Source organism: Paraburkholderia sp. SIMBA_027, assembly GCF_046535315.1.
GTDB classification, from domain to species: Bacteria; Pseudomonadota; Gammaproteobacteria; order Burkholderiales; family Burkholderiaceae; genus Paraburkholderia; species Paraburkholderia tropica.
This window is the reverse complement of the sequence record NZ_JAWRWY010000007.1, coordinates 318,546-338,635: the sequence shown is the minus strand read 5'-3', so window position 1 is coordinate 338,635 and position 20,090 is coordinate 318,546. Positions and strand designations below refer to the sequence as shown.

Below are 20,090 nucleotides of genomic sequence, written 5' to 3'. Positions count from 1 at the left end.
CACGATGATCGACGTCTACAGCTGGGCCACGCCCAACGGCCACAAAGTCCACATCATGCTCGAGGAAACGGGCCTCGAGTACCGCGCGCATCCGATCGATATCGGCGCGGGCGACCAGTTCAAGCCCGAGTTTCTCGAGATCAGCCCCAACAACAAGATTCCGGCGATCGTCGATTCCGAAGGCCCGACGCGCGCCGACGGCAAGCCGTTCTCGCTGTTCGAATCGGGCGCGATTCTGATTTATCTCGCGGCGAAAACCGGCAAGTTCATGCCCGACGATCTCGCCGCGCGCTACGACGTGCTGCAGTGGGTGATGTTCCAGATGGGCGGCCTCGGCCCGATGCTCGGCCAGGCGCACCACTTCCGCATCTACGCGCCCGAGAAGATCGAGTACGCGGTCAACCGCTACACGAACGAAGCGAAGCGTCTCTACAACGTGATGGAAACAAAGCTCGAAAAAAGCGAGTATCTGGCCGGCGACGACTACACGATCGCCGATATCGCCGCGTTCCCGTGGACGCGTTCCTGGCAGAACCAGGGCATCGATCTCGACGCGCTGCCGAACGTGAAGCGCTGGCATGAAACCATCGCCGCGCGACCGGCGGTCAAGCGCGGCGTGGAAGTGCTCGCGAACGCGCGCAAGCCGCTGATGGACGACAAGGCGAAGGAAATGCTGTTCGGCGCGACGCAGTACGCGAAGCACGGCGCGAAGGCGGCATGATTCGCCCGCAGACTCCGCGCCCGCGCTAAAAGAAAAGCGGCGTCCGGTTTGCACCGGATGCCGCTTTTTTCATGGATCGAGCGCGTGGCGCCCAAAGGCTCAGAAGCACCTCAAAAGCGCCTCAAAAGTAATGCCGCGTGATGAATTCGGCCACGCAGGCCGGACGCTCGCTGCCTTCGCATTCGATCGTCACGTCCCACACGACCTGCGCGCCGCCGCGTTCGACCTCGCTCACTTTCTTCACGCCGAAGCGCCCGCGCACGCGCGCATCCACCGGCACCGGCGACGTGAAGCGCACGCGGTTCATCCCATAGTTCACGCCCATGCGCTGACGCAGCGAAATCGTCGACTCCAGCAGCACCGGCACGAGCGACAGCGTGAGAAAGCCATGTGCGATCGGACCGCCGAACGGCGACTCGCGGCGCGCGCGCTCGGCGTCGAGGTGAATCCACTGATGATCGCCGGTGGCGTCGGCGAAACCCTGCACGCTCGCCGCGCTCACGGTGCGCCAGCCGCTCACGAACGGCTCGGCGCCCACGCGTGCGCGCAAGGCGTCGAGATCGGCGATTTCGATAACGGATGCTTCGCTCATTTCGCCTCTCCAGAATGACGCGCGCCGGGGTGGCGCAAACCGAACAACGCCTTCGAACTGACCGTCACCACGACTTCACCGTGCTGATTGCGCCCTTCCCAGCGCGTTTCGACGATACCGCGATCCGGCTTGCTCTCCGACACGCGCTTGCTGACGATGCTGTTGACCATCGTGAGCGTGTCGCCGACTCGCACCGGCTTGATCCAGCGGATTTCGTCGATGCCCGGCGAGCCCATCGACGTCGAACCGTCGAGGAAATTGCGCACGAGCATGCCCATCATGACCGAGCAGGTGTGCCAGCCGCTCGCGACGAGGCCGCGGAACATCGACGCCTCGCCGCCCGCCTCGCTCACATGGAACGGCTGCGGATCGTATTGCTGCGCGAACTGCACGATCTCGTCGCGCCCGAACGTGTGCGAGCCGACTTCATACGACTTGCCCACTTCGAGGTCTTCGTAACTCACGCCCATCGCTAACTCTCCGTTTTATGATGCCGCCGACGCTGGCGACGCTATCGACGCCGGCATCGGCGCGCGGCTCAGGCGGCCGCTTGTGCGAAGCCCGGCAGCGAGGCGAAGCGTTCGAGGTGGTAATCGACGTCGCCGAGCGTGGTTTCGATAATCGCGAGACGCTTGAACAGATGCGCCGCCGCGACTTCGTTGGTCACGCCCATGCCGCCATGCAGTTGCACGGCCTGCTGACCGACGTAGCGCGCCGCCTGGCCCACCCGCGCCTTCGCCGCCGAAATCGCGCGACGACGCTCGTCGGGCGACTCGCTACTGTAACGCGCGGCCGCGAGGTAGGTCAGCGAGCGCGCCTGTTCGCCGTGGATCAGCATCTCGGCCATGCGGTGCTGGAGCGCCTGGAAGCGCGCGATCGGCACGCCGAACTGCTGACGCGTCTTCGTATATTCGACCGTTGCGTGATTGAGCGCGTCGATGGCGCCGACCGCTTCCGCGCACAGCAGGAAGGTGGCGTAATCGGCGATGCGCTCCCACATGGCCGCGCCCGTTTTCGCGTCGCCCAGACGGCGGCCCTGCACGGCGTCGAACCGGATCGTGGCGGCGCGCTGGCCGTCGATCGTGCGGTAGTCGCTGAGCGTCACGCCCTTCGCGTCGCGCGCGACCACGAACAACGCGACTTCGCCCGCGAGGCGCGCCGGCACGATCCAGAAGTCCGCTTGCGCGCCGTGCTGCACGACCGACTTCGCGCCGCTGAGCGCGAAACCGTTGCCGGTTTCCTTCGCCGTGGTGGCAAGCGAGAACAGGTCGTAGCGCGCTTCCGGTTCGTGGAACGCGGGCGCGAGCTTGACCTCGCCGCTCGCGACGCGTTCGAGCAATTGCGCGTTTTCAGCGTTGTCCGCGCCAGCGAGCTTGAGCGCCTCGACGCCCACGACCGTCGCCCAGTACGGCTCGATCACGAGCGCGCGGCCCAGTTCCTGCATGACCACGAGCATGTCGAACGGCGTGCCGTCGAAACCGCCCTGCGCTTGCGGCACCGGCAACGCCGTGAGGCCGAGTTCGACGAACGCATTCCAGTGATCGGCCGAGACGCCCTCGGGCGTCTTCACGATCGACTGACGCGCTTCGAAGCCGTAGTTCTTGTCGAGATAGCGACGCAGCGCGTCGGCGAGTTGCTGTTGCTCTTCGGTGAAATTGAAGTCCATTGCGCCGCTCCTCAAATCCCCAGGATCATCTGCGAGATGATGTTCTTCTGGATTTCGTTCGACCCGCCGTAAATCGACGTCTTGCGATAGTTGAAGTAGTACGCCGCGAGCGGGGCCGCGTCGTCGTCGCCGCCTGCTGCGTGCGCGTGCTCGCCTTCGAGGAACGCCGGATCGAACGGCGCGGCCAGCGGACCGACCGCATCGACCATCAACTCGGTGAGCGCCTGCTGGATTTCGGTGCCCTTGATCTTCAGCATCGACGCTTCGGGACCGGGACCGCGACCGTTGCTGGTGCTCGCGATCACGCGCTCGGCGGTGACTTCGAGCGCCATCAGTTCGATTTCGACGGCGGCCACGCGCGCGGCGAACACCGGATCGAGCAGCAGCGGCTTGCCGTTCTTCTTCTGGTTCAGCGCGACGGTCTTGAGGAACGCGAGTTCGCGGTTCGAGGCGCCCACGCGCGCGATGCCCGTGCGCTCATGGCCGAGCAGATATTTCGCGTAAGTCCAGCCGCGATTCTCCTCGCCGACGAGGTTCTCGACCGGCACCTTCACGTCCTCGAAGAACACTTCGTTGACCTCATGGTCTTCGTCGAGCGTGATGATCGGACGCACGGTAATGCCCGGCGTCTTCATGTCGATCAGCAGGAACGAAATGCCTTCCTGCTTCTTCGCGGCGGGGTCGGTGCGCACGAGGCAGAACATCATGTCGGCGTGCTGGCCGAGCGTGGTCCAGGTCTTCTGGCCATTCACGACGTAATGGTCGCCCGCCGCGTCCTGGACACGAACGGCGCGCGTGCGCAGCGAAGCGAGATCGGAACCGGAACCGGGTTCGGAATAGCCCTGACACCACCAGTCTTCGCCCGAGCGGATGCGCGGCAGATAGCGGCGCTTCTGCGCTTCGTTGCCGTACTTCATGATGACGGGCGCGACCATCGACACGCCGAACGGCAGCACCGGCGGCGCGCCGATGCGCCCGCATTCCGCGTCCCAGATATGGCGTTGCGCTTCGGTCCAGCCGGGGCCGCCGAATTCGACGGGCCATGCGGGCACGGACCAGCCCTTCTGGCCGAGCAGCGCGTGCCAGCTGGCGATGTCGTCGCGCGAGAGGCGCTTGTGATTCAGGACTTTGTCGCGCATGGCCTGAGGCAAATTGGCCTCGAGCCAGGTGCGGACTTCGGCGCGGAATGCGTCGTCGGTGGGGGAGTAATCGAGATCCATGCGGGTTGTCTCCTGGCCGCGGCTGGTTGGGGACGATCCCCCCAGCCTCGACGAAGACCCGCATGGCTATTGCAGCGGACCCTTCAGCGCGGCCGGCACCGGCAGCGGCATCACATCGATGCCTTCTTCGACGAGAGCTTGCGCATCCTCCACGGAAGCGACTCCGCGAATGTTGCGCGACGGCGCTTCGTTGTAGTGAATGCGCCGCGCCTCCTCGGCGAAACGGTCGCCTACGTTCTCCGTCTTCTCCAGGACCTCGCGCATCACGCGCATCACCTGCGCCTGCCACTGCGCCGCCTGCTCAGCGTGTTCGCCCTGAGCGCGGGGCGGCGTGTCGGACGCTGCGCGCGCGCCCGACAAATTCAGCCGGGGCGCGGACGGCAGGCGCGTGACTTCGTTCGCGCCGCACATCGGACATTCGACCAGCTTGCGCTCGCGCTGCGACTCGAAGTCGTCTGCGGAAGCGAACCAGCCTTCAAACCGATGGCCGTCTGGGCACTGTAGATCGAGGACCTTCATGGGGAATCAAGGCTTGCGTTGAAGTGTAGCGTAAATCGAAAATTTGTGAACGACCGTTCGTAAATTTTTGGGGTGGGGTATTCACTGCCCTGCCCGCTTCGGTTGTGGCATCGATGCGCCGGGAATGCCGGTGATGGATTGTAGCGCCGCCCGATTTTGCGCGCTGATGCAGCCGGGCCGACAACCGCGTGCCAGAATGCACACGGCGGCCTCGCGGGCCGCCGTGTTTGCTGTACACCTCATGCGTGGGTGCCGCGCGGATTCGGGATCAGCCCTGCTCCGCCTTGCCGAGCGGCCACTCGCCCGACAGCGCCTTTTCGAGCCAGAACGTGCCGATCACCGTCTTCACGTCGGTGATCTTGCCGTCACGCACCCATTCGAGCAGTTCGGGCAGCGTGGCCGTGAAGGTTTCGAGGAATTCGCCTTCGTCGAGCTTCGACTCGCCCGCCGTGAGGCCACGCGCGAGATAGATGTCGATGAACTCGGTCGAGTACGAAATGACCGGGTGAATCTTCGTCAGATAAATGTATTCGCGCGCCGTGTAGCCGGTCTCTTCCTTCAATTCGCGGATCGCGCATGCGAGCGCGCCTTCCTGCGGATCGAGCTTGCCTGCCGGAAACTCGGTCATCACGCGCGACAGCGGATAGCGATACTGGCGCTCCATCAGCACGCGCCCGTCGTCGAACAGCGGAATCACCATGACCGCGCCGGGATGCTGCACGTATTCGCGCGTGGCGTGCTTGCCGTCCGGCAGCGCGACCGTATCGCATTTGAGCGTGAGAAATTTGCCCGCGTGGAGCGTCGTGCTTTCGACGCACGTCTCGGCGAGCGCCGGGTCGTGTTTCTGATCTTCAGCAGCCATGTTGAAACCTCGGAAAGACGCGTGATCGGGAAGGCGCGGGAAAGCCGCGAGAAACTGACAACGCGCGCCTCGTGCGGGACGAGGCGCGCGCATCACGCCTGACGGCGTTTGACGAGATATTGCCAGGCGAAGCCGGGAAACGCGAACACGACAAAAAGACTGAACGTGATGGCGTAGAACTGCCAGCCCTGGTCAAAGCGGTTACCGGCGCGCGCTTCCAGCAGGAAGCCGAACGCACCGACCACGAAATACAGCACGATCAGTTCGGCGATGCGGATCCACGCGCTCTTCTTCTGCGCGCGCACCGGCACCAGGCCGAACAACCGTTGATTGAAGAACGGCAGGTTGGCGCCTGCAAGCGCCAACAACACAATAAACCAGCCAGCAGACGACATTACAGCGGCAGCGTATGCGAAACGGCTTGCAGGCAGACGGACATCAGCGGACCCGGGATGATACCCAGTGCCAGCACGGCCACGCCGTTGAGCGTGAGCAGCGCGCGATTGCAGCTATGGCTTTCGATCGGCGTGGTGTCGGTCGGCGCGTCGAAGTACATCAGCTTGACGATACGCAGGTAGTAGAACGCACCGAACAGCGACGTGACGACGGCAAGGATCGCGAGCCACGTCAGGCCGGCGTTCATCGTCGCTTCGAGCACGGCGAGCTTCGCATAGAAGCCGACCGTCGGCGGAATGCCGGCGAGCGAGAACATCATGACCATCATGACCGCCGCGAACATCGGGCTGCGGTGATTCAGGCCCTTGAAGTCGTCGAGCGTTTCGGCTTCGAAGTCGCGACGCGACAGCAGCATCACGATACCGAACGCGCCGAGCGTGGTGATCAGGTAGACGATGCTGTAGAACATGGCCGAGCTGTATGCGCTGGCCGCGCCCGTCGCCTTGTTGTCGACGATGCCGGCGAGCAGGCCGAGCAGCACGAAGCCCATGTTCGAGATGGCCGAGTACGCGAGCATGCGCTTGACGTTGCGCTGGACGATACCCGTGATGTTGCCGACGATCATCGACAGCGCCGCCAGGATGATCAGCATTTGCTGCCAGTCCACGGCCAGCGGCAGCAGACCCATGACCAGGAAACGCACCGCCCAGGCGAACGCCGCGACCTTCGGGCCGCCGCCGGTCAGCAGCGACATGGCCGTGGGCGCGCCTTGATAGACGTCGGGCACCCACATGTGGAACGGCACCGCGCCCATCTTGAACGCCACGCCCGCCACGATGAACACCACGCCGAACAGCAGCACGATGTCGTTGATGTGGCCTGACGCAACCGCCTTGAACACTTCGCCGAGTTCGAGCGAACCGGTCGCGCCGTACAGCATCGAGATGCCGTAGAGCAGGAAGCCCGATGCGAGCGCGCCCAGCACGTAGTACTTCATGGCCGCTTCGTTCGACTGCGTCGCGTCACGGCGCAGCGCGATGACCGCGTACAGCGACAGCGACATCAGCTCGAGGCCGAGGTACAGCGTGAGGAAGTTGTTGCCCGAGATCATCACGAGCTGGCCGAGCAGCGAGAACATGCCAAGCAGGAAGAACTCGCCCCGGAACATGTCGCGGTCTTCGAGATACTTGCGCGAATAGACAATCGACACGGCGTAGCCGAGCGTGACGACCGCCTTCATGGCACTGGCGAACGCATCCACCACGTACATGCGCGTGAAGTAGTAGTACACGTGCGGGTCGAACGCGTTCACCGCAAACCAGATACCGGCGATGACCGTGGTCAGCAGCGCGATAAAGTAGGTCGTGCGCCGGCCCGAAGGACCGGAGAACGTGTCGTTGAGCCACGCGACGATGAGGCCGGTCATCACCAGCGCGTCGGGTAGCAGAGCGTTCATAGGGGCGTTTGGCATGATCTTTTGTTCCTCCGCTCGGTATTACTGTGACAGCGGCAGTTTCGACACTGCGACGTGGGAGAGGAGGTTTTCCACGGAGACGTGCATCACATCGGTAAAGGGCTTCGGGTAGATGCCCATGAAAAGCGTGAACAGCGCGAGCACCGCAAGAATGAAGTATTCGCGACCGTTGATGTCCTTCAGCTCGCGAACATGATCGTTCGAGATGGCGCCGAAGTACACCCGCTTGTACATCCACAACGTATAGGCCGCGCCCAGGATCAGCGTGAACGCCGCCCCGAATGCGATCCAGAAGTTGAACTTCACAGCCGCCAGAATCACCATGAATTCGCCGACGAACCCGGAGGTGCCCGGCAGGCCGCAGTTGGCCATGGCGAACAGCATGGCCAGCGCCGCGAACTTCGGCATCGTGTTGACGACGCCGCCGTAATCGGCGATCTGACGCGTATGCATGCGGTCGTACAGCACCCCGATGCACAGGAACATGGCGCCCGAGACGAAGCCGTGCGAAATCATCTGGATGATCGCGCCTTCAATCGCAAGCTGGCTCGACGGGCCGAACATAAAGAAGCCGAGCGTGACGAAGCCCATGTGGGCGATCGACGAATACGCGACCAGCTTCTTCATATCCGCCTGCACCATCGCCACGAGACCGATGTAGATGACAGCGATCAGCGAGAGCGTGATGATGACCGGCGCCAGGTAATGACTCGCGTCCGGCGTGACCGGCAACGAGAAACGCAGGAAACCGTATGCACCGAGCTTCAGCATGATGGCGGCCAGCACCACCGAGCCGCCCGTGGGCGCCTCGACGTGCGCGTCCGGCAGCCACGTATGAACCGGCCACATCGGCACCTTCACGGCGAACGCGAAGAAGAACGCGATGAACAGCAGAATCTGCGGCGTCATGGCGAGCTTGGCGTCCTGCCAGGTGGCGAGGTCGAACGTGTGCGTCACACGGTACATGTACAGCAACGCGACCAGCATCAGCAGCGAGCCGGCCAGCGTGTACAGAAAAAACTTGAAGGCCGCATACACGCGATTCGGGCCGCCCCAGATACCGATGATGATGTACATCGGGATCAGCGTGGCTTCGAAGAACACGTAGAACAGCAGACCGTCAGCCGCGCAGAACACGCCGATCATCAGACCCGACAGGACAAGGAAGGCGGCGAAATACTGCGCGACGTCTTCCTTGATGACCTGCCAGCCCGCGATCACGACGATCACGGTAATGAGCGCCGTCAGCACCACGAACCACATCGCGATGCCGTCGACGCCCAGGTGATAGGCGATGTTGAACCGGTCGATCCAGACCGCCTTCTCCTCGAACTGCAGCGCAGCCGTGGTGGTGTCGAAGCCCGAAACGAGCGGAAGCGTGACGAGGAAACTAAGCACTGAACCGATAAGCGCGAGCCAGCGGGCTCGGCCCGGGTTCCGGTCGGAACCCACTACTAGAACGACGACGCCGAATAAAATCGGCATCCAGATCGCAATACTGAGAATCGGAGTTGCGTGCATGCGTTTCCTCGCCTTATTTGCCGCTGAGCGTTACAAACAGGGTAAGGAGGCCAAGCATGCCAATGATCATGGCAAATGCGTAGTGGTAGATATAGCCGGATTGCAGGAATCGAATAACAGTCGCAAACCAGCCGATAAACTTGGCGCTCCCATTTACGACGCCGTCGATCACGACGACATCGCCCTCCTTCCACAGACCGCGACCGATTGCGACCGCTCCGCGAGCGAAGACGATTTCGTTGATCTTGTCGAGGTAATACGCGTTAGCCAGCAGCTTGTAGACCGGTGCGAACGTACGCTGCACGACGGCCGGCAGATCCGGGCGCTTCATGTAGAAGAACCACGCCACCACCACACCCGCCAGCGCGAGCCAAACCGGCAGACCCGAGAACGCATGCGCGCCCATCGCGGCCCAGCCCTGGAATTCCGAAGCCATTTCCGTGAGTGCTTCGTGGTTCTGACCGATGAAGATCACCTTGTCGAACGCCACGCCGTTCTGGAAGAACGAGCCGAACAGCAGCGGCTGGATCGCGTACGCACCGGCGATCACCGACGGAATCGCGAGCAGCACCAGCGGCACCCAGATCACCCACGGCGACTCGTGCGGCACGTGCACGTGATGCTCGTCGTGACCATGATCGCCGTGACCGTGGCCTTGCGCCGCCTCGATCGCCATCGGCGATTCCGGATGCTTCGGACCGCGGAAACGCTCCGGACCGTGGAACACGAGGAAGTACATGCGGAACGAGTACAGCGCGGTCACGAACACGCTCGCCACGACCGCGAAGTACGCGAAGCCCGAACCCGGCAGGTGCGAGAGCTTCACGGCGTCGATGATCGAGTCCTTCGAATAGAAGCCCGAGAAGAACGGCGTGCCGATCAGCGCGAGCGAACCGACCAGCGAGGTGATCCACGTGATGGGCATGTACTTGCGCAGGCCGCCCATGTTGCGCATGTCCTGGTCGTGGTGCATGCCGATGATGACCGAACCCGCGCCGAGGAACAGCAGCGCCTTGAAGAACGCGTGCGTCATCAGGTGGAAGATCGCGACCGGATACGCCGACACGCCGAGCGCGACCGTCATGTAACCGAGCTGCGAGAGCGTCGAGTAAGCAACCACGCGTTTGATGTCGTTCTGCACGACGCCGAGGAAGCCCATGAACAGCGCGGTGATCGCACCGATCACGACGATGAACGACAGCGCCGCTTCGGAAAGTTCGAATAGCGGCGACATGCGCGCGACCATGAAGATACCGGCCGTGACCATGGTTGCCGCGTGGATCAGTGCGGAGATCGGCGTCGGGCCTTCCATCGAGTCGGGCAGCCAGACGTGCAGCGGGAACTGCGCCGACTTACCCATCGCGCCGATGAACAGGCAGATACACGCGACCGTGAGCAGATTCCACGAGGTGCCCGGGAACGTCAGCGCCGCGATTTCGTGGCCCTTCGCGAACACGTCGTTGTAGTTCAGCGAGCCGCCGTAGGCGAGCAGCAGACCAATGCCCAGCAGGAAGCCGAAATCGCCCACGCGGTTCACGAGGAACGCCTTCATGTTCGCGTAGATGGCGCTTTCACGCTTGAAGTAGAAGCCGATCAGCAGGTACGAGACGAGGCCCACCGCTTCCCAGCCGAAGAACAGCTGCAGGAAGTTGTTGCTCATCACGAGCATCAGCATCGAGAAGGTGAACAGCGCGATGTACGAGAAGAAGCGCTGGTAGCCCTCTTCCTCGGCCATGTAGCCGATCGTGTAGATGTGCACCATCAGCGACACGAAAGTCACGACGATCATCATGAGCGCCGTCAACGAGTCGATCAGGAAGCCGACCTCGAACTTCAGGCCGCCGACCGACATCCATTCGTACACCGTGGCGTTGAAGCTCGCGCCGTTCAGCACGTCCAGGAACGTGATGCACGAGAGCACGAACGCGATCGCCACGCCGAGAATGGTCACCGTATGCGCGCCCGCGCGCCCGACCGTCTTGCCGAACAGACCGGCAATGAGGGAACCGGCGAGAGGCGCAAGCGGAATCGCCAGCAATAAGGATTCGTTGAGTGTTGTTGCCATAGCAGCCTGCCTTAGCCTTTGAGCTGATCGAGGTCCTCGACGTTGATCGTGTCGAGGCTGCGGAACAGAGTCACAAGAATAGCCAGACCAATCGCGGCTTCCGCGGCCGCAACAGTTAGCACGAAGAACACGAAAATCTGTCCGTGAACGTCACCGAGGTAATGCGAGAACGCGACGAAGTTCGTGTTCACCGCCAACAGCATCAGCTCAATCGCCATCAGGATGATGATGACGTTGCGCCGATTAAGAAAGATTCCGACGATCGAGATCGCGAAGAGGATCGCGCCAAGCACGAGGTAATGGGCCAGAGTCAACATGTTTCGCTCCTTCGCGCTTAGCTCTTCGTTGCCGGTGCGGCCGGGGCAGCGGGCGCCGCGCCGGCGGCAGGCGCCGCAGCTGCCGCGTCTTCCGGCGCCGGTTCCGGCTCCGGCACTTCCACGACGGCCTGCATCTTCACGAGACGCACGCGGTCTTCGCGACGCACGGCCACCTGCTTCGAGACGTTCTGGCGCTTGCTGTCCTTCGGCTCGCGCACGGTCAGGCTGATCGCGGCGACGATCGCCACCAGCAGCACGAGGCCCGCGACTTCGAACGCGAAGATGTAATCGGTGTAGATGATCTTGCCGATCAGGTGCGTGTTCGACAACGACGCCGCAGCGGCCGCCGAGGTATCCGGCACCGGCGCGCTCGTCGCGCCGTAGCCGTGCCACAGGATCAGCGCGGTTTCGACCACGATGATCGCGCCGACGATGGTCGCCACCGGGATGAAGCGCTTGAAGTCGCGGCTCAGCACGTCGATGTTGATGTCCAGCATCATCACCACGAACAGGAACAGCACCATCACCGCGCCCACGTAGACGAGCACCAGCAGGATTGCGAGGAATTCGGCCTCGAGCAGCATCCAGACCGCCGCCGCGTTGAAGAACGCGAGCACGAGAAAGAGCGCCGACGAGACGGGATTGCGCGAGGTGATCACCTTCAGCCCTGATAGCGTGAGCAGCAGCGCGAAGATGTAAAACAGGACGGTCGTGAATTCCATGATTACTGGTTCATCGTTGAGGCCATCGTGAGGCGGATTGCGCGGCGCGGACTGGCGGCCAGACCAGAGTGCGCCGCGGCGGCGGTCAGACTGCGGCGCGCGGCGTTTTGCGGCACGCGCGTTCCCCGCAGCCGGCCCGAACCGCGGGCCGATGCAGCGTCAAGCTTAAGATCAACGGTACGGTGCATCTGCTGCCTTGTTCGCCGCGATCTGCGCTTCGTAGCGGTCGCCGACGGCCAGCAGCATGTCCTTCGTGAAATACAGATCGCCGCGCTTCTCGCCGTGATACTCGAGAATGTGCGTTTCGACGATCGAGTCGACCGGGCAGCTCTCTTCGCAGAAACCGCAGAAGATGCACTTGGTCAGGTCGATGTCGTAGCGCGTCGTGCGGCGCGTATTGTCCTCGCGCACTTCCGATTCGATCGTGATCGCCATCGCGGGGCACACGGCCTCGCACAGCTTGCACGCGATGCAGCGCTCTTCGCCATTTTCATAGCGACGCAGCGCGTGCAGGCCACGGAAACGCGGCGACATCGGGGTCTTCTCTTCCGGGAACTGCACGGTGACCTTGCGCTTGAACGTATAACGGCCCGTCAGCGCCAGACCTTTGAGCAGCTCGGTCAGGAAGAACGTCTTGAAGAAGTTTTGAATCGCGTTCATGTTTCGTTCGCCCCTTATTTCCAGATGCTCAGCGGCGACATATACCAGAAGCCGACCACGATCAGCCACACCACGCAGACCGGAATGAAGACCTTCCAGCCCAGACGCATGATCTGGTCATAGCGGTAACGCGGGAACGTGGCACGTGCCCAGATGAACACCGACAGCAGGCAGAAGACCTTCAGCACGAGCCAGAACACGCCCGGGATGAAGTCGAGGAAGCCGAACGGCGCGCTCCAGCCGCCGAGGAACAGCACCGAAGCCAGCGCCGAGATCACGATCATGTTGATGTACTCGGCGAGGAAGAACAGCGCGAAGCCCATCCCCGAGTAGTCGACCATGTGACCCGCGACGATTTCCGACTCCCCTTCCACCACGTCGAACGGGTGGCGGTTCGTTTCGGCGATGCCCGAGATGAAGTAGACGACGAACATCGGCAGCAGCGGCAGCCAGTTCCACGAGAGGAACGTGATGCCCCAGCTCGCGAACATGCCGCGCATCTGACCCTGGACGATGTCCGAGAGGTTCAGGCTGCCCGACACCATCAGCACCACGACGAGCGCGAAGCCCATCGCGATTTCGTACGACACCATCTGCGCCGCGGCGCGCATCGCGCCGAGGAACGCGTACTTCGAGTTCGAGGCCCAGCCCGCGAGAATCACGCCGTAGACGCCGATCGACGAGATCGCCATCACGTAGAGCAGACCCGCGTTGATGTTGCCGAGCACCGCGCCCGCCTGGAACGGAATCACCGCCCAGACCGCGAAGGCCGGCACCACCACCATGATCGGCGCGATCATGTAGACCCAGCGGCTCGCCTGCGCGGGCTGAATGACTTCCTTGAGCAGCAGCTTCAGCACGTCGGCGATCGGCTGCAGCAGGCCGCCGGGACCGACGCGGTTCGGGCCGAGACGCACGTGCATCCAGCCGATCAGCTTGCGCTCCCAGAGGATCAGGTACGCCACGCACAGCAGGATCACCACCGCGACGACGAGAATGCGCACCAGCGCCCAGACCGTGGGCCAGGCCACGCCGAGCAGCTGGCTGCCGCCTGCATTGATCGTATCGAACAAGCTCATTTACGCCTTCTCCACCAGCAGTTCACCGAACAGGCTGCCGAGCTGCGCGCCGGCCGGCGTGGCCGCCGACACGCGCACCGTCGTCGGCGCAAGATTCGCATCGCGCGTTGCCGGCGCGGTCACCGACAGCTCGCCCTGGCGCACGCGCACGGCGTCGCCTTCCTTCATGCCGAGCTGATCGAACAGCGCTGCCGGCAGGCCGACCGTGTTCGCGACGCGCGCCGCCATCGTGAGTTGCAGGGCTTCGCCACGGCGCACGATCGGGTCGGCGCTGTAGATGGGCACGTCGGCGACGCGCTCGAAGCGCCCTTCCGCCGCCTTGGCGACGCTGCCGCGCGCGACCTGCGCCACGGCCTTGTTCGACAGACGCGTGTCGAAGCTGCCGTCGCCGAGCGCCTTGCGGCGCACTTCGTCGGCCGTTTCGTATTCGAAGCCGGGCAGCTTCATGAGCGTGCCCAGCACACGCAGGACCTTCCAGGCCGGACGCGTGTCGCCGAGCGGACGCACCACGCCGTTGAAGGTCTGCACCGTGCCTTCGGCGTTCACGAACGTACCCGAGGTTTCCGTGAACGGCGCGACCGGCAGCAGCACGTCCGCGTAGTCGAGGCCCGTCTTGTACGGCGAGAACACCGCGACCATTTCGGCCTGCGCTAGCGCGGCGCGCGCGGCGGCCGGATTGGCCGTGTCGAATTCCGGTTCGACGTTGAACAGCAGATAGCCCTTGCGCGGCTGCTCGAACGCTTCGCGTGCGTTCAGGCCGTCGCGGCCCGGCAGTGCGCCCACGAGGTGCGCGCCGACCGTGTTGGCCGCTTCCGTGAGGAAGCCAAGCGTCGCGCCCGTGTGTTCGGCGATGAACTGCGCTGCTGCGTGCAGCAGCGCAAAATCGGGATGCTGCACGACGGCGTTGCCGATCAGCACGAAGCGGCGTTCGCCCGTCGAGAGCGAAGCGGCAACCTGCTTCGCCGCATCGTTCGACTGCGTGCCCGCGAAGGCTTCCGGCAGCGCCACGCCCTTCGCTTCCGACACCGCGGCCGCGATCGTGGCGAGTTCGTCGAGCCATGCCGACGGCGCGGCGACGATGCGTTGCGCGTTCGGGATCAGCGAGCCGTCGCCCGTTGCGTTGAGCAGCGTGATCTGCGCGCCGCCCTTGGCAGCCTGACGCAGACGCGCGGCGAACAGCGCGTGGTCGCGGCGCAGGAACGAGCCGATCACGAGCGCCGAGTCGGCGAGCGAGAGTTCGGCGATCTTCGTGCCGAGCCACGGCGCGCCCGAAAGCGGCGCCGAGAAGTCGCTCTGACGCAGACGGAAGTCGACGTTCGGCGTGCCGATCGCGTCGGCCAGCTGCTTGACCAGATAGAGTTCTTCAGCCGTGCTGTGCGGGCTCGCGAGCATGGCGAGATGGCTCTCGCCGTGTTCGTCGCTGATGCCCTTGATGCCCTTCACCACGTAGTCGAGCGCGGTCTGCCAGTCGGTTTCCACCCACTCGCCGCCTTGCTTGATCATGGGGTGCGTGAGGCGATCTTCGCTGTTCAGACCTTCGTACGCGAAACGGTCCTTGTCCGAGATCCAGCATTCGTTGATGGCTTCGTTCTCGAACGGCAGCACGCGCATCACGCGGTTGTTCTTGACCTGCACGACGAGGTTCGCGCCCGTGCCGTCGTGCGGACTCACCGACTTGCGGCGCGACAGTTCCCACGTACGCGCCGAGAAGCGGAACGGCTTGCTCGTGAGCGCGCCCACCGGGCACAGATCGATCATGTTGCCCGACAGTTCCGAGTCGACGGTCTTGCCGAGGAACGTGCTGATTTCCGAATGCTGGCCGCGGCCGAGCATGCCGAGTTCCATCACGCCGGCGATCTCGTCGCCGAAGCGCACGCAGCGCGTGCAGTGAATGCAGCGCGACATCTCTTCCATCGAGATGAGCGGGCCCACGTTCTTGTGGAACACCACGCGCTTTTCTTCGCTGTAACGCGATGCCGATTTGCCGTAGCCCACCGCCAGATCCTGCAGCTGGCATTCGCCGCCCTGATCGCAGATCGGGCAGTCGAGCGGGTGGTTGATCAGCAGGAATTCCATCACGGCTTGCTGACCCTGCACGGCCTTGTCGGACGTCGTGCGCACGATCATGCCTTGCGACACCGGCGTGGCGCACGCAGGCACGGCCTTCGGCATCTTCTCGACATCGACGAGACACATCCGGCAGTTGGCCGCGATCGACAGCTTCTTGTGATAGCAGAAGTGCGGGATGTACGTGTCCACCCGCTGCGCGGCCTGGATCACCATGCTGCCCTCGGGCACCTGCACCTTCTTGCCGTCTATTTCAAGTTCAACCATGATGGTTAATCGTCCCTAACCTGTTACCGCTCAATTTCACAGCGGTCTACCCCGTTGCGTCGAGCCACGCGGCCCGCGCACAACGCGCTAACGCTTACGTCTGCCCGTACCCTCAGGCGGCCACCGATTCCGAGGCCGCGTGCGAGCCGGCATGTCCGCCGACGAGACAGCGCTTGTTGTGCACGTGATATTCGAATTCGTCCCAGTAATGCTTGAGCATGCCGCGCACCGGCATGGCCGCTGCGTCGCCCAGCGCGCAGATCGTGCGGCCCATGATGTTGCCCGCGACCGAGTTCAGCAGATCCAGGTCTTCCTGACGGCCGAGGCCGTGCTCGATGCGGTTCACCACGCGGTACAGCCAGCCCGTGCCTTCGCGGCACGGCGTGCACTGGCCGCACGACTCTTCGTAGTAGAAGTACGAGAGACGCAGCAGCGAGCGCACCATGCAGCGCGTTTCGTCCATGACGATGACCGCGCCCGAGCCGAGCATCGAGCCCTGCTTGGCGATCGAGTCGTAGTCCATGTCGGTCTGCATCATCAGGTCGCCCGGAATGACCGGCGCCGACGAGCCGCCCGGAATCACGGCCTTCAGTTTCTTGCCGCCACGCACGCCGCCGGCGAGTTCCATGAGCGTCGCGAACGGCGTGCCGAGCGGAATCTCATAGTTGCCCGGACGCTCGACGTCGCCCGAGATCGAGAAGATCTTGGTGCCGCCGTTGTTCGGCTTGCCCAGTTCCATGTAGGTCTGCGGACCGACGGTCAGCAGGAAGGGCACCGCCGCGAACGTTTCGGTGTTGTTGATCGTGGTCGGCTTGCCGTACACGCCGAAGCTCGCCGGGAACGGCGGCTTGAAGCGCGGCTGGCCTTTCTTGCCTTCGAGCGATTCGAGCAGCGCCGTTTCCTCGCCGCAGACATACGCGCCGTAACCGTGGTGCGCGTGCAGCTGGAACGTGAAGTCGGTGCCCAGAATGTTGTCGCCGAGGTAGCCCGCCTGGCGCGCTTCTTCCAGCGCGGCCTCGAAGCGGCGATAGACCTCGAAGATCTCACCGTGGATGTAGTTGTAGCCGACCGTGATGCCCATCGCGTACGCGCCGATCGCCATGCCTTCGATCACGGCATGCGGATTCCAGCGCAGGATGTCGCGGTCCTTGAACGTGCCCGGCTCGCCTTCGTCCGAGTTGCAGACGAGGTACTTCTGCCCCGGGAACTGACGCGGCATGAAGCTCCACTTCAGACCGGTCGGGAAGCCCGCGCCGCCGCGGCCGCGCAGACCGCCTGCCTTGACGTCGGCGATCACCTGCTCGGGCGGAATTTTCTCTTCGAGAATACGGCGCAGCTGCTTGTAGCCGCCGCGCGCGACGTAGTCCTCGAGATGCCAGTTCTCGCCGTTGAGGCCCGCGAGAATCAGCGGTTTGATGTGACGGTCGTGCAACGAAGTCATTTCGAAAGCTCCTCGAGCAGCTGGTCGATTTTCTCGCGGCTCATGAAGCTGCACATGCGGTGGTTGTTCACAAGCATCACCGGTGCGTCGCCGCACGCGCCCATGCACTCACCTTCTTTCAAGGTGAACTTGCCGTCGGACGTGGTTTCGCCGAAGTCGATACCGAGCTTCTGCTTCAGGTAGTCGGCGGCGCTCTCCGAGCCGCCATCGGGGCCGAGCTGGCACGGCAGATTCGTGCAGAGCGTGATCTTGTGCTTGCCGACGGGCTTCGTCTCGAACATCGTGTAGAACGTGGCGACTTCCTCGACGGCCACCGGCGGCATGCCGATGTAGTCGGCCACGAACTGCATGAGTTCGGGGGACAGCCAGCCATGCTCTTCCTGAGCAACGGCCAAAGCCGCCATCACGGCGGACTGTCGCTGATCGGCGGGGTACTTCGACAACGCGCGATCGATTTCTTTCAGGCCTTCAGCTGAGATCATTTTCTGTCACGGCTCGTTAATTCATTTCACACCAGACACAACCCTGCCGCGCGTGTAGCGCACTGCTCGCTGCGACAGACGTGGTATTCCCGGTATTCTCGCGCGGCGCGCCTCCTCTTGCTTCGGGGGCGCACCGGCTGTTGCTGCCTTAGCGGTCGATTTCGCCGAACACGATGTCCTGCGTGCCGATGATCGTGACCGCGTCGGCAATCATATGACCGCGCGCCATCTCGTCCAGCGCGGCCAGGTGGGCGTAACCCGGGGCGCGGATCTTCAGACGATACGGCTTGTTCGCGCCATCCGACACCAGGTAGATGCCGAATTCACCCTTCGGATGTTCCACTGCTGCGTAGGCTTCGCCTTCGGGCACGTGGAAGCCTTCCGTGAAGAGCTTGAAGTGGTGAATCAGCTCTTCCATGTTCGACTTCATGTTCACGCGCGACGGGGGCGCAACCTTGTGATTGTCGACCATCACGGGACCCGGATTCTTGCGCAACCACTCAATGCACTGTTTCGCGATGCGGGTCGATTGACGCATCTCCTCCACACGGACGAGATAGCGGTCGTAACAGTCGCCGTTCACGCCGACCGGAATGTCGAAATCGAGCTGGTCGTAGACTTCGTACGGCTGCTTCTTGCGCAGATCCCACTCGATGCCCGAACCCCGCAGCATCGCGCCCGACAGACCAAGCTGCATCGCACGCTCGGGGCTCACCACGCCGATGCCCACGAGACGCTGCTTCCAGATGCGGTTGTCGGTGAGCAGCGTTTCGTACTCGTCGACACAACCCGGGAAGCGCGTGAAGAAGTCGTCGATGAAATCGAGCAGCGAGCCCTGGCGCGCCTCGTTCATCTTGGCGAGCGCCTTTTCGTTGTGGATTTTCGACGCCTTGTATTGCGGCATCGCGTCGGGCAGATCGCGATAGACGCCGCCCGGACGGTAGTAGGCCGCGTGCATGCGCGCGCCCGACACCGCCTCGTAGACGTCCATCAGGTCTTCCCGCTCGCGGAACGCGTAGAGGAACACCGCCATCGCGCCCACGTCGAGACCATGCGAGCCGATCCACATCAGGTGGTTCAGCACGCGCGTGATTTCGTCGAACAGCACGCGGATGTATTTGGCGCGGATCGGCACTTCGATGCCGAGCAGCTTTTCGATGGCCATCACGTAGCCGTGCTCGTTGACCATCATCGACACGTAGTCGAGACGGTCCATGTACGGCACGGACTGCAGGAAGGTCTTGCTTTCGGCGAGCTTCTCGGTCGCGCGGTGCAGCAGACCGATGTGCGGATCGGCGCGCTGGATCACTTCGCCGTCGAGCTCGAGCACGAGGCGCAGCACACCGTGCGCTGCCGGATGCTGCGGGCCGAAGTTGAGCGTGTAGTTCTTGATCTCTGACATGCGACCCTCTTAGTGTTTCCTCAGACCGCCGTAACGATCCTCGCGGATCACGCGCGGCGTGATTTCGCGCGGCTCGATGGTGACCGGCTGGTAGACCACGCGCTTCTGCTCCGGGTCGTAACGCATTTCGACGTAGCCGGAGACGGGGAAGTCCTTGCGGAACGGATGGCCGATGAAACCGTAGTCGGTCAGGATGCGGCGCAGGTCGGGGTGGCCTTCGAAGACGATGCCGAACAGGTCGAACGCTTCACGTTCGTACCAGTTGGCCGAACTCCAGATTTCGACGAGCGAAGGCACGATGGGCACGTCGTCGTCCGGCGCGTAGACGCGCAGACGCAGACGCCAGTTGTTCGTGACGGAGAGCAGATGCGACACGGCCGCGAAGCGCGGGCCTTCCCACGCGCCGTCGCCGTAGGTTTGGTAGTCGACGCCGCACAGGTCCATCAACTGCTCGAAGCGGAGCGACGCATTGTCGCGGAGTTCCTGCGCTACGTTCAGGTAATCTACCGCCTTTATGACCAAGGTCAACTCACCGAGCTTTTCAGTGAGAGTGACGATGCGCGCACCAAGGGCCGCTTCGAGGTTCGCTTTCAGGGTCTCGAGTTTGCTTGCCATAT

General features: G+C 63.3%; 20 protein-coding genes. 1 reads left to right on the top strand and 19 read right to left on the bottom strand.

The genetic code is table 11. The features are described from left to right. Window positions 1–4: 4 nt before the first annotated feature. Window positions 5–721 carry a glutathione binding-like protein gene (locus tag SB764_RS16180; RefSeq protein ID WP_065064608.1) on the top strand — a complete coding sequence of 239 codons (717 nt, stop codon included), beginning with the start codon at window positions 5–7 and terminating at the stop codon, window positions 719–721. Between the two features lie 121 nt (window positions 722–842). On the opposite strand, the gene SB764_RS16175 is transcribed toward SB764_RS16180, so the two are convergent. The 19 genes from SB764_RS16175 to SB764_RS16085 form a co-directional block, all read right to left on the bottom strand. Continuing rightward, on the bottom strand, window positions 843–1,313 hold the full coding sequence (locus SB764_RS16175; RefSeq protein ID WP_410864050.1) for a MaoC family dehydratase: 471 nt from the start codon (window positions 1,311–1,313) through the stop codon (window positions 843–845). Further along, entirely contained in the window at window positions 1,310–1,783 is a 474-nt protein-coding gene (locus tag SB764_RS16170) for a MaoC family dehydratase (RefSeq protein WP_065064604.1), read from the bottom strand. Before SB764_RS16170 ends, SB764_RS16175 begins: the two co-directional genes overlap by 4 nt. A gap of 68 nt (window positions 1,784–1,851) precedes the next feature. Beyond that, window positions 1,852–2,979, bottom strand: coding sequence for an acyl-CoA dehydrogenase family protein (locus SB764_RS16165; RefSeq protein ID WP_065064602.1), 1,128 nt, complete (start codon window positions 2,977–2,979; stop codon window positions 1,852–1,854). Window positions 2,980–2,990: 11 nt separating this feature from the next. Continuing rightward, on the bottom strand, window positions 2,991–4,199 hold the full coding sequence (locus SB764_RS16160) for an acyl-CoA dehydrogenase family protein (protein ID WP_065064600.1): 1,209 nt from the start codon (window positions 4,197–4,199) through the stop codon (window positions 2,991–2,993). Window positions 4,200–4,265: 66 nt separating this feature from the next. Further along, the gene (locus tag SB764_RS16155; RefSeq protein ID WP_065064599.1) at window positions 4,266–4,718 is read right to left on the bottom strand and encodes a DUF1178 family protein; all 453 of its coding nucleotides are present in this window, start codon (window positions 4,716–4,718) and stop codon (window positions 4,266–4,268) included. Window positions 4,719–4,986: 268 nt separating this feature from the next. After that, the gene (locus SB764_RS16150; protein WP_065064597.1) at window positions 4,987–5,580 is read right to left on the bottom strand and encodes an NUDIX domain-containing protein; all 594 of its coding nucleotides are present in this window, start codon (window positions 5,578–5,580) and stop codon (window positions 4,987–4,989) included. 92 nt (window positions 5,581–5,672) lie between these two features. Next, a complete protein-coding gene (locus tag SB764_RS16145; RefSeq protein WP_065064595.1) occupies window positions 5,673–5,975 on the bottom strand; it encodes a DUF2818 family protein in 303 nt (100 codons plus the stop codon). Next, window positions 5,975–7,447: an NADH-quinone oxidoreductase subunit NuoN gene (gene nuoN / locus SB764_RS16140; protein ID WP_065064593.1), complete on the bottom strand. Its 1,473-nt coding sequence runs from the start codon at window positions 7,445–7,447 to the stop codon at window positions 5,975–5,977. Before nuoN ends, SB764_RS16145 begins: the two co-directional genes overlap by 1 nt. Window positions 7,448–7,471: 24 nt before the next feature. Next, complete coding sequence (locus SB764_RS16135) at window positions 7,472–8,971, bottom strand: NADH-quinone oxidoreductase subunit M (protein WP_065064591.1); 1,500 nt, start codon at window positions 8,969–8,971, stop codon at window positions 7,472–7,474. Window positions 8,972–8,984: 13 nt separating this feature from the next. Further along, window positions 8,985–11,036, bottom strand: coding sequence for an NADH-quinone oxidoreductase subunit L (nuoL, locus tag SB764_RS16130; RefSeq protein WP_074984824.1), 2,052 nt, complete (start codon window positions 11,034–11,036; stop codon window positions 8,985–8,987). A gap of 11 nt (window positions 11,037–11,047) precedes the next feature. Continuing rightward, window positions 11,048–11,353, bottom strand: coding sequence for an NADH-quinone oxidoreductase subunit NuoK (gene nuoK / locus SB764_RS16125; RefSeq protein ID WP_006052894.1), 306 nt, complete (start codon window positions 11,351–11,353; stop codon window positions 11,048–11,050). Between the two features lie 17 nt (window positions 11,354–11,370). Continuing rightward, window positions 11,371–12,075, bottom strand: coding sequence for an NADH-quinone oxidoreductase subunit J (locus tag SB764_RS16120; RefSeq protein ID WP_074984823.1), 705 nt, complete (start codon window positions 12,073–12,075; stop codon window positions 11,371–11,373). Window positions 12,076–12,246: 171 nt separating this feature from the next. Beyond that, entirely contained in the window at window positions 12,247–12,735 is a 489-nt protein-coding gene (nuoI, locus tag SB764_RS16115; RefSeq protein WP_065064585.1) for an NADH-quinone oxidoreductase subunit NuoI, read from the bottom strand. A gap of 14 nt (window positions 12,736–12,749) precedes the next feature. Next, window positions 12,750–13,814 carry an NADH-quinone oxidoreductase subunit NuoH gene (gene nuoH / locus SB764_RS16110; RefSeq protein WP_065064583.1) on the bottom strand — a complete coding sequence of 355 codons (1,065 nt, stop codon included), beginning with the start codon at window positions 13,812–13,814 and terminating at the stop codon, window positions 12,750–12,752. Continuing rightward, complete coding sequence (nuoG, locus tag SB764_RS16105) at window positions 13,815–16,148, bottom strand: NADH-quinone oxidoreductase subunit NuoG (protein ID WP_410864045.1); 2,334 nt, start codon at window positions 16,146–16,148, stop codon at window positions 13,815–13,817. 112 nt (window positions 16,149–16,260) lie between these two features. Next, complete coding sequence (nuoF, locus tag SB764_RS16100) at window positions 16,261–17,589, bottom strand: NADH-quinone oxidoreductase subunit NuoF (RefSeq protein WP_065064579.1); 1,329 nt, start codon at window positions 17,587–17,589, stop codon at window positions 16,261–16,263. Then, a complete protein-coding gene (nuoE, locus tag SB764_RS16095) occupies window positions 17,586–18,071 on the bottom strand; it encodes an NADH-quinone oxidoreductase subunit NuoE (RefSeq protein WP_065064576.1) in 486 nt (161 codons plus the stop codon). Before nuoE ends, nuoF begins: the two co-directional genes overlap by 4 nt. Window positions 18,072–18,219: 148 nt before the next feature. Further along, window positions 18,220–19,473 (bottom strand): NADH-quinone oxidoreductase subunit D, encoded by a 1,254-nt coding sequence (locus SB764_RS16090; protein ID WP_065064574.1) that lies wholly within the window; start codon window positions 19,471–19,473, stop codon window positions 18,220–18,222. A 9-nt stretch (window positions 19,474–19,482) separates the two neighbouring features. Continuing rightward, entirely contained in the window at window positions 19,483–20,088 is a 606-nt protein-coding gene (locus tag SB764_RS16085; protein ID WP_065064572.1) for an NADH-quinone oxidoreductase subunit C, read from the bottom strand. Window positions 20,089–20,090 lie beyond the last annotated feature (2 nt).

Excerpts from the sequence above, each read along its gene's own strand:
- SB764_RS16145 (WP_065064595.1), bottom strand. The coding sequence starts at position 5,975 with ATGTCGTCTGCTGGCTGGTTTATTGTGTTGTTGGCGCTTGCAGGCGCC.
- SB764_RS16090 (WP_065064574.1), bottom strand. The coding sequence starts at position 19,473 with ATGTCAGAGATCAAGAACTACACGCTCAACTTCGGCCCGCAGCATCCG.
- SB764_RS16160 (WP_065064600.1), bottom strand. The coding sequence starts at position 4,199 with ATGGATCTCGATTACTCCCCCACCGACGACGCATTCCGCGCCGAAGTC.
- SB764_RS16165 (WP_065064602.1), bottom strand. The coding sequence starts at position 2,979 with ATGGACTTCAATTTCACCGAAGAGCAACAGCAACTCGCCGACGCGCTG.
- SB764_RS16155 (WP_065064599.1), bottom strand. The coding sequence starts at position 4,718 with ATGAAGGTCCTCGATCTACAGTGCCCAGACGGCCATCGGTTTGAAGGC.
- SB764_RS16180 (WP_065064608.1), top strand. The coding sequence starts at position 5 with ATGATCGACGTCTACAGCTGGGCCACGCCCAACGGCCACAAAGTCCAC.
- SB764_RS16170 (WP_065064604.1), bottom strand. The coding sequence starts at position 1,783 with ATGGGCGTGAGTTACGAAGACCTCGAAGTGGGCAAGTCGTATGAAGTC.
- nuoF (WP_065064579.1), bottom strand. The coding sequence starts at position 17,589 with ATGACTTCGTTGCACGACCGTCACATCAAACCGCTGATTCTCGCGGGC.
- nuoI (WP_065064585.1), bottom strand. The coding sequence starts at position 12,735 with ATGAACGCGATTCAAAACTTCTTCAAGACGTTCTTCCTGACCGAGCTG.
- nuoE (WP_065064576.1), bottom strand. The coding sequence starts at position 18,071 with ATGATCTCAGCTGAAGGCCTGAAAGAAATCGATCGCGCGTTGTCGAAG.
- nuoK (WP_006052894.1), bottom strand. The coding sequence starts at position 11,353 with ATGTTGACTCTGGCCCATTACCTCGTGCTTGGCGCGATCCTCTTCGCG.
- nuoN (WP_065064593.1), bottom strand. The coding sequence starts at position 7,447 with ATGCCAAACGCCCCTATGAACGCTCTGCTACCCGACGCGCTGGTGATG.
- nuoL (WP_074984824.1), bottom strand. The coding sequence starts at position 11,036 with ATGGCAACAACACTCAACGAATCCTTATTGCTGGCGATTCCGCTTGCG.
- nuoG (WP_410864045.1), bottom strand. The coding sequence starts at position 16,148 with ATGGTTGAACTTGAAATAGACGGCAAGAAGGTGCAGGTGCCCGAGGGC.
- nuoH (WP_065064583.1), bottom strand. The coding sequence starts at position 13,814 with ATGAGCTTGTTCGATACGATCAATGCAGGCGGCAGCCAGCTGCTCGGC.
- SB764_RS16150 (WP_065064597.1), bottom strand. The coding sequence starts at position 5,580 with ATGGCTGCTGAAGATCAGAAACACGACCCGGCGCTCGCCGAGACGTGC.
- SB764_RS16120 (WP_074984823.1), bottom strand. The coding sequence starts at position 12,075 with ATGGAATTCACGACCGTCCTGTTTTACATCTTCGCGCTGCTGCTCACG.
- SB764_RS16085 (WP_065064572.1), bottom strand. The coding sequence starts at position 20,088 with ATGGCAAGCAAACTCGAGACCCTGAAAGCGAACCTCGAAGCGGCCCTT.
- SB764_RS16135 (WP_065064591.1), bottom strand. The coding sequence starts at position 8,971 with ATGCACGCAACTCCGATTCTCAGTATTGCGATCTGGATGCCGATTTTA.
- SB764_RS16175 (WP_410864050.1), bottom strand. The coding sequence starts at position 1,313 with ATGAGCGAAGCATCCGTTATCGAAATCGCCGATCTCGACGCCTTGCGC.